The organism is uncultured Clostridium sp. (assembly GCF_937920395.1).
Taxonomy (GTDB): domain Bacteria; phylum Bacillota; class Clostridia; order Clostridiales; family Clostridiaceae; genus Clostridium_AD.
In genome coordinates, this window is sequence record NZ_CALEVF010000019.1 from 15904 (window position 1) to 28238 (window position 12335).

At 30.9% G+C, this 12335-nt stretch carries 13 protein-coding genes and 1 other annotated feature; of the genes, 6 read left to right on the forward strand and 7 right to left on the reverse strand.

Annotated elements, in window-relative coordinates; translation table 11 throughout:
- Nucleotides 1–30: 30 nt before the first annotated feature.
- Genes trpA through trpE form a run of 7 tightly spaced genes read right to left on the reverse strand, consistent with a single transcriptional unit; the run spans nt 31 to nt 6346 of the window.
- The gene (gene trpA, locus Q0649_RS01230; protein ID WP_298836414.1) at nt 31–822 is read right to left on the reverse strand and encodes a tryptophan synthase subunit alpha; all 792 of its coding nucleotides are present in this window, start codon (nt 820–822) and stop codon (nt 31–33) included.
- On the reverse strand, nt 819–1994 hold the full coding sequence (trpB, locus tag Q0649_RS01235) for a tryptophan synthase subunit beta (protein ID WP_298836415.1): 1176 nt from the start codon (nt 1992–1994) through the stop codon (nt 819–821). The genes trpA and trpB overlap by 4 nt, the downstream gene beginning before the upstream one ends.
- Nucleotides 1994–2590, reverse strand: coding sequence for a phosphoribosylanthranilate isomerase (locus Q0649_RS01240; RefSeq protein WP_298836416.1), 597 nt, complete (start codon nt 2588–2590; stop codon nt 1994–1996). Before Q0649_RS01240 ends, trpB begins: the two co-directional genes overlap by 1 nt.
- The gene (gene trpC, locus Q0649_RS01245) at nt 2583–3350 is read right to left on the reverse strand and encodes an indole-3-glycerol phosphate synthase TrpC (protein ID WP_298836417.1); all 768 of its coding nucleotides are present in this window, start codon (nt 3348–3350) and stop codon (nt 2583–2585) included. Before trpC ends, Q0649_RS01240 begins: the two co-directional genes overlap by 8 nt.
- The gene (gene trpD, locus Q0649_RS01250) at nt 3347–4348 is read right to left on the reverse strand and encodes an anthranilate phosphoribosyltransferase (protein WP_298836418.1); all 1002 of its coding nucleotides are present in this window, start codon (nt 4346–4348) and stop codon (nt 3347–3349) included. The genes trpC and trpD overlap by 4 nt, the downstream gene beginning before the upstream one ends.
- Nucleotides 4326–4916, reverse strand: coding sequence for an aminodeoxychorismate/anthranilate synthase component II (locus tag Q0649_RS01255; RefSeq protein ID WP_298836419.1), 591 nt, complete (start codon nt 4914–4916; stop codon nt 4326–4328). The genes trpD and Q0649_RS01255 overlap by 23 nt, the downstream gene beginning before the upstream one ends.
- A complete protein-coding gene (gene trpE, locus Q0649_RS01260; protein ID WP_298836421.1) occupies nt 4916–6346 on the reverse strand; it encodes an anthranilate synthase component I in 1431 nt (476 codons plus the stop codon). The genes Q0649_RS01255 and trpE overlap by 1 nt, the downstream gene beginning before the upstream one ends.
- A 123-nt stretch (nt 6347–6469) precedes the next feature.
- Nucleotides 6470–6700 (reverse strand) — a binding site (T-box leader).
- A 305-nt stretch (nt 6701–7005) separates the two neighbouring features.
- Between trpE and Q0649_RS01265 the strand changes: the two genes are divergently transcribed.
- The 6 genes from Q0649_RS01265 to Q0649_RS01290 form a co-directional block, all read left to right on the forward strand.
- Entirely contained in the window at nt 7006–8730 is a 1725-nt protein-coding gene (locus Q0649_RS01265; protein WP_298836423.1) for a DAK2 domain-containing protein, read from the forward strand.
- A 30-nt stretch (nt 8731–8760) separates the two neighbouring features.
- The gene (locus Q0649_RS01270; protein ID WP_298836425.1) at nt 8761–9534 is read left to right on the forward strand and encodes a DUF1295 domain-containing protein; all 774 of its coding nucleotides are present in this window, start codon (nt 8761–8763) and stop codon (nt 9532–9534) included.
- Nucleotides 9535–9539: 5 nt separating this feature from the next.
- Entirely contained in the window at nt 9540–9902 is a 363-nt protein-coding gene (locus Q0649_RS01275) for a DUF1475 family protein (RefSeq protein WP_298836427.1), read from the forward strand.
- 37 nt (nt 9903–9939) lie between these two features.
- A complete protein-coding gene (locus Q0649_RS01280) occupies nt 9940–10923 on the forward strand; it encodes an aromatic ring-hydroxylating dioxygenase subunit alpha (protein ID WP_298836429.1) in 984 nt (327 codons plus the stop codon).
- Nucleotides 10924–11094: 171 nt separating this feature from the next.
- Nucleotides 11095–11487, forward strand: a complete 393-nt coding sequence (locus Q0649_RS01285; RefSeq protein ID WP_298836431.1) for a bacteriohemerythrin — start codon at nt 11095–11097, stop codon at nt 11485–11487.
- 168 nt (nt 11488–11655) lie between these two features.
- Nucleotides 11656–12335, forward strand: a 680-nt coding sequence (locus Q0649_RS01290; protein WP_298836433.1) for an ATP-binding protein, incomplete at its 3' end; no start/stop codon positions are given.

Here is a 12335-nt window from a genome sequence, read left to right on the forward strand (position 1 = left end):
ATAATATATTATCATATTTTCATAAATCAATTAATTAATTGCACTTTTTATACCTAGTGCAAAATCGTATACTCTCTTTAATAGTTTATCTTGCGTTCCACCCTGAGCCACTAATTTTATTATTGCACTTCCAACAATGATGGCCTCACAATAAGGGGCATATGCTTTTGCCATTTCAGCATTTGATATTCCAAAACCAAGGCCTTTAGGCATATCAGTGTATGCAGAGATTAAATCCATATACTCTTTAATGTCTGTATTAAGTTTTTGTATTGTTCCTGTTACTCCATTTACAGAAACACAATATACAAAACCCTTTCCAAGATTAGTTATAGCTTTAATTCTTGATTTCGATGTTGGAGCTACCATTGGTATTATGCATATATCATATTTATCTGCGATTTCTATTGCTTGAGCTCTCTCCTCAAGTGGGAGATCAGGAATTATTAAACCATCAATACCAACTTCCTTGCATTTCTTAAAAAACGCAACATCACCATATTTAAATATTGAATTATAATAAAGTAGATAGACTAGTGGAATTTGCGTTTTTTCTCTTATTTGACAAACTGTGTCCATAATAGATTTCATTTTAGTTCCATGGGCTAATGACCTAGTGGAGGAGGCCTGTATTACAGGACCATCAGCCATAGGATCAGAATAGGGAACTCCAATCTCTATTATATCAGCACCGGCTTTTTCAAGAGTTAAAACTAATTCTAAGGTGGTATCTAAATCTGGATCTCCACCTGTTACAAAAGGTATAAAGGCTTTTTCATTTTTTGATTTAAGATAATTGAATTTTTGTACTATTCTATTCATAGTTTTACCCCCATTATTTGTGCGATTGTATTTATATCCTTGTCGCCACGTCCTGATAGATTAATAATAATAATTTTATCCTTTGAAAGCGTTGGTGCAAGTTTAATAGCATAGGCAACTGCATGAGCACTTTCTATAGCAGGGATTATTCCCTCAACTCTTGTGAGCTGCATAAAAGCATTAACTGATTCATCGTCTGTAGCACTTACATATTGAGCTCGATGTATGTCATGTAGATAAGCATGTTCAGGACCTATGCCAGGGTAATCAAGACCAGCAGAAATTGAATACACAGGCATTATTTGGCCATCATCATCTTGAAGCACATAAGTTTTCATTCCATGAATTATTCCAATATTACCTTTTGATATAGTTGCAGCATGTTGATCTGTATTTAGTCCTTTTCCTGCTGCCTCAACCCCTATAAGTTTTACAGCTTTATCTTCAATGAAAGGGTAGAATATGCCCATAGCATTACTTCCACCACCAACGCATGCAATTATGTAATCTGGTAATCTATCCTCAAAGCCTAGTATTTGGCGTCTTGCCTCATCCCCAATAACTCTTTGAAAGTCACGAACCATTGTTGGATATGGATGTAATCCAACGGTAGATCCTATAACATAAAAAGTATCTTCTACGTTACTGACCCAATTTTTCATAGCCTCATTAACGGCATCTTTTAAGGTGCCTGTGCCTGTGGTAACTGAGTTAACTTTAGCTCCAAGCATTTTCATTTTAAAAACATTTAGTGATTGTCTTTGTATATCTTCCTCACCCATAAATACTTCGCACTCAAGTCCAAACATCGCAGCTACAGTTGCAGTTGCAACTCCATGTTGACCTGCTCCAGTTTCAGCTATTATTCTTTTTTTACCCATTCTTATTGCAAGTAGTATCTGTCCTAGTGCATTATTTATTTTATGAGCTCCGGTATGGTTTAAATCTTCTCTCTTTAGATATATTTTTGCTCCACCTAATTTTTTTGTAAGATGCTCTGCATAATATAACGGAGTTTCGCGACCAACGTAGTTTTTAAGATAATATTTATATTTTTCTATAAACTCAGGGTCGACTTTAGCTTTTTCATATTCCTCCTCAAGTATTATAACTGCGCTCATTACTGTTTCTGGTGCGTATTGTCCACCAAATTTACCAAATCTACCTTTCATTATAAATCCCTCACTTTCTTAATAAATTCTTTCATTTTTTCATAATCTTTAAATCCATGTATTTCTACACCACTGGATACATCAACCCCGTAAGGGTTTAACCTTGTAATTCCTTGTTTAACATTTTCACTAGTTAATCCACCAGCTAGCATAATGGTGCTTCCATCAATCTTTTTATATGCAAGGTTCCAATTAAAGCTTTCTCCAGAACCAGAAGTGGTATTATCTAGAAGAAATTTTGAACAATTGTAATGGCTTGTTTGGGAAATGCTCTCATAATCATTAATTTTAAGTGCCTTCCAGATTTCATAACCTTTAAATTGATCTATATATTCTTGTGTTTCATGACCATGAAATTGGAGAACATTAAGATGTAATTTTTCCGAGATTTCTAGCACTACTGATGGATCTTCATTAACGAAAACTCCAACTTTTTGAACACTTTTGCTTAGATTTTTTATTAATTTATACGCTTGCTTTTTATCTACCTGATGTTTGCTTTTAGCAAAAACAAATCCGACGTATTCTGGGAGGAGCTCATTAATATAATCAATGTCGCACGGTCTTCTAATTCCACAAATTTTAATTTTAGTCATGGCAAGCCTTAAGGAAGGTTTCAACACTATGGGGATTTTTCATAAAAGATTCCCCAATAAGTACTGCGCTCGCTCCAATTGATTTTAAATACAAAACATCATTAATTGAACTTATTCCGCTCTCAGATACAACAATTTTGCCTTTGGGTATATACTTCATAAGTTTCTCTGCTGTATGAATATCAACATTGAAGTTATTTAAGTCTCTATTGTTTATGCCTATTATGTTTGAGCCACATTCGAGGGCAAGTTCTATTTCAAAGCTATTATGGACCTCTACCAAACAATGAAGGCCTAAGGAGGTTGCAAGTTTATAATAAGATTTTAGCTTATCCTTTAGAACAGCAGCTATTAGTAATATAGCATCAGCACCAAGGGCAACAGATTGATATATTTGATATTTATCTATAATAAAATCTTTCCGTAATATAGGCATAGAGGTATTTTCTTTAACTAATCCTATATTTTTATCATCTCCTAAGAAATACTTTTTTTCAGTTAGAACTGAGATAGCGTCAACACTGAATTTTTCGTAGTTTAAAGCAGTTTTAATAGGATCAAAATTTGCATCAATAAGGCCCTTAGAGGGAGAGGCTTTTTTTACCTCAGCAATAATAGACAATCCATTTGTATTAAGTGCTCTTTCAAAATCTCTTATTACCCAGTGTTTATTATTAATTAAAATTTCTAATGGTTTTTCAATTTTTTCATTGTCAATTTGGTGTATTTTGTTTTTAACTATTTTATCTAATATATTCATGATAATCTAAGCTCCTTAAGTTTTAGAAGGGCTTTTCCAGAGTCAATTAAGTCTTTAGCAAGTAATACTCCTTCTTTTATAGTTTCACACCTTTTGCCAATATATAAAGCTGCAGCTGTGTTTATTACTACAATATCTCTTTGAGGTCCTTTTTCTCCTTTTAAAACATTTAAAATAATAGTTGCATTATCCTTAGAACTTCCTCCAACTATGTTTTCAAGGATTGCTTTTTTAATTCCGAAATCTTCTGGATGTATTTTATAATCGAATACAAGGCCATTTTTTAATTCGCTGACATAAGTAAAACCAGTGGTGGTTATTTCATCTAGTCCATCCTCACCGTGGACTACAAGTGCACGCTCTAATCCAAGCTTTTTTAAAACATTAGCGACTGAGTTGGTTAATTCTTTGCTAAAAATACCAAGTACCTGCCCCTTAACAAAGGCAGGATTTGTTAGAGGACCTAAAATATTAAAAATAGTTCTAGTTCCTATTTCGCGTCTTGGTGCCGCTGCATTTTTCATAGCTAAGTGATAGTTTTGAGCAAATAGAAAAGCCATGCCTTTTTCTTCAATTAAATTTGCGGCAATACTTGGATTTATATTTATATTGATTCCAAGCTCGGTTAGTACATCAGCACTACCACTTTGACTAGAGACTGCCCGATTACCATGTTTAGCCACTTTTACGCCTCCTGCAGATGTTATTATAGCGCAGGCGGTAGATATATTAAAAGTTTTACCTCCGTCACCACCAGTGCCGCAAGTGTCAATAGCGTAATCGCTAATTAAATCTACATGTTTTGCGTTATCCCTCATAGCTTTTGCACAACCTGTGATCTCATCTATAGTTTCACCTTTCATCCTTAGACCAACAAGAAATCCTCCTATTTGAGCCTCAGTTGCTTCTCCCTTCATTATTCCATTCATAAAATCATAAGCTTCTTTCTGAGTTAAATCTTGATTTTGTATAACTTTACTTATTATCATCTTTAACATTACAAATCACCTCCACAAAATTTTTTATTATTTCTTTTCCTCCCTCGCTAAATATTGATTCAGGATGAAATTGTAAACCATATGTCTGAAACCCTTTATGCTTTATTGCCATTATTATTCCATCTTTTGTTTGGGCAGTAATTTCTAAATTTTTTGGCAAGGTAGCTTTTTCAACAATTAAAGAATGATATCTCATAATTTTTAGATTGTTATTTATTCCTTTAAACAAGCCTTTCCCATTATGGGTAATGATAGAGGTTTTCCCATGCATTATCTCAGGTGCTTTTATAACTTTTGAGCCATAGGCATAACCTATAGCTTGATGTCCTAAACAAATGCCCATAATTGGCATTATGCCCTCAAAAACTTTTATAACTTCAACACTTAGACCTGCATTTTCTGGTCTGCCCGGTCCAGGAGAAATAATAATACCCTCTAGTGGTAATTCTTCTAATGCTTTTATTGTAAATTCATCATTCCTTAAAACTTTTATGTCCTTATATAATTCACCCACATATTGATATAAATTATAAGTAAAGGAATCATAATTATCTATTATTAAAATCATTACAATACCTCCATTAGTGCCATAGTTTTATTCATGGTTTCAGTGTATTCAGTCTCGGGTACAGAGTCATAAACTATTCCAGCACCGCCTTGAACATAAGCAAAATCATCCTTAAATACTATTGTCCTTATGGCTATGCACGTATCCATATCACCACCATATGAGAAATAACCGATGGCTCCTGAATAAATACCACGCCTTGTATTCTCTAATTCATCAATAATTTCCATTGCTCTTATCTTAGGGGCCCCGGAGACTGTTCCTACAGGTAAACAAGACTTTAGTGCATCAAAACAATTTAATTCTTGTTTTAAAGTACCTGAGACCTTTGAACATATGTGCATTACATGAGAGAAGGCTTCAACCTCCATAAATTTATCTAACTTTACAGAGCCAAATTCACTAATTTTACCTATATCATTTCTACCAAGATCCACAAGCATCAAATGTTCTGCAAGTTCCTTCTCATCTTTTAACAACTCTTCTTTTAATAGCTCATCTTCTTTTGCAGTCTTACCACGAGGTTTTGTTCCTGCAATAGGATTAGTCATTACAACATTACCTTTAACTTTAACTAAACTCTCAGGAGATGCTCCCGCTAACTTAAAATCTTCAAAATCTACATAAAACATATAAGGGGAGGGATTGCTACGGCGTAACTTTCTATATATTTCAAAAGGGTCTATGTTATTTTTAACCTTAAACCTTTGAGATAAGACCACTTGAAAAATATCACCAGATGTTATATATTCTTTTGCTTTATCAACAAGTTTACAAAAATCTTCTTTTTTATAATTAGAAATAAATTGTTTATTTTTTGAATTTTCAATCAATTTATGGTGTACGTTCTCGCAACTTACCATTGCCTTAATAATATTCAGCTTATTTAAAACAGTATTATAATCTTCATCTTTCTCTGGGAATACATTATGAATTAACATTAATGTGTTTTTAAAATGATCAAAGCATATAAATTCTTTATAAAAAAGTAAACATGTCTCTGGTAAATCTAGTTCGTCTGGATTATTATCTGGTAATTTCTCATATTGTCTTATTACATCATAACCAATATAACCAATTGCACCACCGATAAATGGTAAATCTAGGTCATTCATATCATATTGTTTAAGTAAATGTGCCTGTGCAAAATCTAATATCTTACCTGTTTTATTTTTAACTTTATTTTCTTTAGTTATAGTTACATTTTCACCTCGGCTACTTATTATCATATACGGGTTACTACCCATAAATGAATATCTTGAATCTTCTTTAGAAGATGAAGCACTTTCGAGTAGAAATTTATATTTTCCTTTTAGTTTGTAATAAATATTTACTGGTGTAAGTTCATCACCATTAATTTTAGTGAACATTGGAAAAATTACTTTCAAAGATTTTTTATTATCAAATTCTTCTTGCGTTAAATTAACCATTTTATAATCACCCCTTTATTTTTTTGGACAAAAAAAACACTTCATCTGTATAATGGGACGAAGTGACCGCGGTGCCAACCATATTAGTTATTTAGTAACAAAAAAATAAAAACACCTCATCCTAATAAGGACGAAATGTAAATTTCGTTGTACCACCTAAATAATTGTCTTTGTCAGGCACAGATTTCTCGATTGCCCTGTCCATGTAACGGTAGACACTCCGGTTAATGCTACTACTAGTTCGCATCACATCTCACAGACCCATTCAATAACGGCTACAGTACCTAGCTTTCACTAATCCAGGTTCGCTTAAACTAAATTCCTTTATCTACTATTTCTGATCATTGATATTGTTTTAAATAATACATCTTAAGTTAATGATTGTCAACATTTATTTCAATAATTTGAATTGTTTTATTAATTATTATAATTCTAAACTAAATATATTTTTTGCTTCTTATTTTATATAATATTTAATATATTTAAAGGTACATATAACAAATAAATATATTTATTTATATGCACATTTAGTCAAAAATATGCTATTATAATATTAATAACAATTATTTGTAGATAAAAAGTATTACTTAGGGGGAATTGAAATTAATATTAATAATATAACGGGAGAAGTATTATATTATGCATTTTTATCAGGCGTAGTGCAAGTTAGGAAACAAAAGAATATTTTAAATAAAATGAATGTTTTTCCTATTCCAGATGGAGATACGGGAAGCAATCTTGTATCTACAATGAATTCAATTGTTGAAGATATGAAGATTCACAAATCTATTAAAGATACAATTAATTCTATGGCGGATGCAGCATTGATTGGCGCAAGGGGTAATTCAGGAATAATTTTTGCTCAGTTTTTAAATGGCATTAATGAAGAAATTAGCGATAAAGAGCCTCTAACTATGGTGACTTTTGCAGAAACATTAAAAAACGCGGTACCCTATGCATACAAAGCTATATTAAATCCTATTGAAGGGACTATGATAACTGTTATAAGAGAATGGTCGGAAGCCGTTTACAAATTGAAAGATGTAACTGATAGTTTTGAAGCAGTAATAATTAAAACATTAGAGGATGCTAAGAGCTCGCTTGCAAACACACCCAATATTCTTGATATATTGAAAAAATCATCTGTGGTAGATTCTGGTGCAAGTGGTTTTGTGAGTTTTCTCCAGGGAGTTGTTTATTTCTTTAAGGATAAAAACATTACAAAATTAAGTCAAAATGAAGAAGAAATAGTATTTGAAGAAGAGGTTTTTAATTTTACTTCAAATATAACTTATAGATATTGTACAGAAGCTTTAATTTCGAATGACAATATAAATACTAATCAAATAAAGGATGAACTAAAACATTTAGGAGATTCTTTAATTGTAGCAGGAAATAAAAGCAAAGTTAGAATACACATACACACAAATAAACCAGATGAATTATTCCATATACTAAGAGGAAAAGGTGAAATAGTTCAGCAAAAAGTTGACGACATGAAGAAACAATATGAGGTTGTGCATAACAGGATTAATAAAACGGCTATACTTACAGATTCAATTGCTGACTTACCACAAGAACTCATAGAAAAGTATCAGATTCACGTTTTACCATTGAATTTAATTATTGAAGGCAGCACATATTTGGACAAACTTACTATAAAACCGGATAAGTTTTATTCTATGATTGACAATTTAAAAGAATATCCAACAAGTTCGCAACCGACAATAAAAAATGTGCAAAATGTATTTTCTTTTTTAACTAGTCATTATGAATCAGTAATTACAATAATAGTATCTAAGGAAATGAGTGGAACGTTTAACATTGTTAAAAAAGCTTCACAAAAATTTATAGAAGAAGGCAAAAAAATAACAGTAATTAATTCCAAATTAAATTCTGGTGCACAAGGGTTAATAGTATTAGAAGCAGCAAAAGAATTAGAAGCCGGGAAAAATTATGAGAAAGTTATTGAGATAATAGAAAATAAGATTAAAAAAGCAAGAATATATGTTAGCGTTAATACTTTTAAATACATGGTAAGGGGTGGACGGGTTTCACCAATGAAAGGGTTTATTGGAAGGGTATTAAATTTAAAACCAATAATATCAATAAATGGGGATGGAAAAGGAATTGCATTTGGTAAAACTTTTAATGTAAAATCAAATACTAAGAAAATACTTGAGATAGTTAATAAAGCAAACGAAAATAACAAAATAATATCTTATAACATTGTACATGCAAGTGCTCCTATAAAAGCTAATGAATTGAGCTTGAAATTAACAGCAATTTTAGGTAAAGAACCAGAATATATCACTGAAATATCACCTATTGTTGGTTTAAGCGCAGGAATTGGAGCAGTAGCAGTGTCATTTATAAGTTCTTAATGTAATAATATAAATTTAGGAGGATTTAATATGAATATTTATTTGCAAAGTACAATACTAGTTTGTATCTATATGAGCATCTTTTTTATTATTGCTCAAATGAGGAAAAACAATTCAATAGTTGATATGGGGTGGGGTCTTGGGTTTGTACTAATATCAATATATACATTGTTTACTTCAGAAAATTATAATTTAAGAGCGATTATAGTTACGGCATTAGTTTTTGTCTGGGGAATAAGATTGTTTTATCATATATTAAAAAGGAATTTAGGAAAGCCCGAAGATTTTAGATATGTAGCATTTAGGCGGAGTTGGGGAAGATGGGTAATGCCAAGAGCATTTTTGCAAGTGTTCATGCTACAAGGAGCAATTATGCTTGTTATAGCATATCCCATTATAATGAATAATGCTACATCAAAAGGAAGTTTAGGTATTTTAGAAGTTCTAGGTCTAGCAATTTGGATAGTTGGTTTTGTTTTTGAAGCATTAGGAGATAAACAGTTAAAAAACTTTATTGAAGATAAAAGGAATAAAGGGCATATAATGAAAAGGGGGCTTTGGAAATTTACAAGGCATCCAAATTATTTTGGAGAAGCTACAATGTGGTGGGGAATATTTATAATTACTTTATCATCAAAAAGTGGCATAGCTGGAATCATTAGTCCTATAATTATAACATTATTGCTGCTATATGTTTCTGGAGTACCGATGCTTGAAAAACATTATAAGGATAATAAAGAATTTCAGGCATACGCGGAAATTACTAGTAAATTTGTACCTTGGTTTCCTAAAAGAAAAGTTTAATAAAATTGATTAAAAAATATAATGAAAGGGGGCTTAATTTTATGAAAATCGGAAAAATATTTTCTTTTATTGGTTTTTTCGTAATGATGGGAATGCTTATATATGGATTTACTATTGGGAATTTTACTCAGGAGGGTAAAATCCTTTTAGGTATGCCGTGGGGACAAATATCATTAGTAGATATTTATATTGAATTTATCATAGTATGTGCGTGGATAGTGTATAGAGAGAATAATGCTTCTAAATCTTTAATCTGGGTTTTACTTGTGCTAACATTAGGTAGTATGATTAGTTGCTTATATATTTTCTTAGCATTTAATAAATGCAATGGAAATTGGGAAAAGTTCTGGCTAAAAAATAGAGTCTAACTATAAAAATTGAATTGTTAAAAAAGGATGGATGAGCATGATTAAGAATCAGTGGTATGGAATACTAAATTCAAAAGAGGTGAGGAGTAAAAAATCAATTGGTGTAACAAGAATGGGTGAAAAACTAGTTCTTTGGAGAAGTGAAAGTGGTAAAATCAATTGCATTTTTGATAAGTGTTGCCATCGAGGAGCATCATTAAGTGCGGGCAAAGTGGACCATGACAAAATGGTATGTCCTTTCCATGGATTTGAATACAATTCTTCTGGGAAGGTAACGTTAATACCAGCTAATGGGAAAAATAGTAATATACCAGAGAGGTATAAGGTTAATCCCTACCTAGTAGAAGAAAAATATGGTTTAATTTGGTTATGGTATGGAGAAATTTTAGATGATATTCCAGAAATTCCTTTTTTCAAAGAACTACGTGAAGGTTTTTCCTATGGAGGCTTTTCAGAGATGTGGCCAGTGCATTATACGAGAGCTATTGAAAATCAATTAGATGTTGTTCATTTACCTTTTGTGCATGCATCTTCAATTGGTAGGGGAAATAAAACTTTAGTAAATGGTCCGGTTGTTAAATGGGAAGATAACTTGATGACTTTTTATGTGAATAATGTAGTGGATGATGGAAATAAAAAGCCTTTAAAGCCAAATGAAATTACAAACTATAAAAAATTATTTAGTCTTCAGTTACAAATGCCAAATGTTTGGCAAAATATTATTAGTAAGGATATTAGAATAGTTGCAATATTTGCACCTATTGATAATGAACATACTCAAATTTATCTTAGATTTTATCAGAAATTTATGAAAGTACCTATATTAAAACAAATAGTTAATACAATGAGTACTATTAGTAATAAATATATACTTCATCAAGATAGGAAGGTTGTTTTAACTCAAATCCCCACTAAATCTGAACTAACAATGAATGAAAATCTTATTCAAGGAGATATACCTATTATTGAGTACCGAAGGAGAAGATCTTTCTTGAAAGATGAAATAGAAAAAGTAAAATAAGTGATCAACCTTAATAAGTTAATGTGTAATATGAAAATAATGGTACGAATTAGAATGTTATCCATATTGCTCTTGTAAAATAAATTAAAACAAAGTAAAATAAGTTTATAAATTTAATTTTTAACATGGGAGACAAGTTGTAATATGAAAAGCTAAGGAGGAAATTGATTAATGTTTGAAATGAAGGAAAAATATAAAACAAAAATTCCTAAAATCAATGCGGAACACGAAAAACTTTTTGAAATAGGCGAAAGAGCTTATCAATTATTAATAGATAAATATGATACAGATAAGTATGATAAAATTGTTGCGGTAATTGATGAATTAAAAGCGTACACTATATATCATTTTAATGCTGAAGAAGAATATATGGTTAGCATAAATTATAAAAGATTATTCACGCAAAAAATAGATCATGCATTTTTCATAAAAAAAATTGATGATGTTAATTTAAATGAGATTGATAATAATCAAGATGAAGCTATAATGAAAATATTAACTTTTTTAAATGAGTGGTTAATTAATCATATAGTTGAGAAAGACTTACTAATACCAGCAGAATAATAACTGTTGGTATTAGATTTTATGTTTATAAATGATAAAAAGTAGGTAGCAACACATTGACAAATCATAAAAAAAGGTGTATTTTAGAATTATAATTAGCACTCGGCAGCATAGAGTGCTAACAAAATATAAAAGTAAAACGAATTGGTAAGGAAGGGGAAATTTAAAATGGAAAAAAAACAATTTAAAACAGAATCTAAGAGAGTTCTAGATATGATGGTAAACTCAATATATACTCATAGAGATATATTTTTAAGAGAACTCATATCTAATGCTAGTGATGCTATTGATAAAATTTATTATAAGACATTAGCGGATGACACATTAACTTTTGAGAAAGATAAATACTACATTACTATTGCATGTGAAAAAGAAAACAGAGTATTAAAAATTTCAGATACTGGTATTGGAATGAACGAAAAAGAACTAACTGATAATCTAGGTGTTATAGCTAAAAGTGGATCTTTAGCATTTAAAAAAGAAAATGAAATAAAAGATGGTTATGATATAATCGGACAATTTGGCGTGGGATTTTATTCTGCATTTATGGTAGCAGATAATATCACAGTTATAAGCAAAGCTTTTGGTAGTGACAAAGCGTACAAGTGGGAATCTACAGGTGCAGATGGGTATACTATAGAACCCTTTGAGAAAGCTTGCGTTGGTACAGAAATTACACTTAAAATAAAAGAAAATACAGAAGATGATAATTTTGATGAATTTCTTGATGAAAATGGATTAAAGTCTATTATAAAGAAATATTCTGATTTCATTAGGTATCCAATTAAAATGAATGTAAGTAATTCAAAACTTAAAGAAGGTAGTAAAACAGAATATGAAGACTTCGT

Bases quoted from the DNA above. Each gene is read 5' to 3' on its own strand.
- trpA (WP_298836414.1), bottom strand. From the start codon at position 822: ATGAATAGAATAGTACAAAAATTCAATTATCTTAAATCAAAAAATGAA.
- trpB (WP_298836415.1), bottom strand. From the start codon at position 1,994: ATGAAAGGTAGATTTGGTAAATTTGGTGGACAATACGCACCAGAAACA.
- Q0649_RS01240 (WP_298836416.1), bottom strand. From the start codon at position 2,590: ATGACTAAAATTAAAATTTGTGGAATTAGAAGACCGTGCGACATTGAT.
- trpC (WP_298836417.1), bottom strand. From the start codon at position 3,350: ATGAATATATTAGATAAAATAGTTAAAAACAAAATACACCAAATTGAC.
- trpD (WP_298836418.1), bottom strand. From the start codon at position 4,348: ATGTTAAAGATGATAATAAGTAAAGTTATACAAAATCAAGATTTAACT.
- Q0649_RS01255 (WP_298836419.1), bottom strand. From the start codon at position 4,916: ATGATTTTAATAATAGATAATTATGATTCCTTTACTTATAATTTATAT.
- trpE (WP_298836421.1), bottom strand. From the start codon at position 6,346: ATGGTTAATTTAACGCAAGAAGAATTTGATAATAAAAAATCTTTGAAA.
- Q0649_RS01270 (WP_298836425.1), top strand. From the start codon at position 8,761: ATGAATATTTATTTGCAAAGTACAATACTAGTTTGTATCTATATGAGC.
- Q0649_RS01280 (WP_298836429.1), top strand. From the start codon at position 9,940: ATGATTAAGAATCAGTGGTATGGAATACTAAATTCAAAAGAGGTGAGG.
- Q0649_RS01285 (WP_298836431.1), top strand. From the start codon at position 11,095: ATGTTTGAAATGAAGGAAAAATATAAAACAAAAATTCCTAAAATCAAT.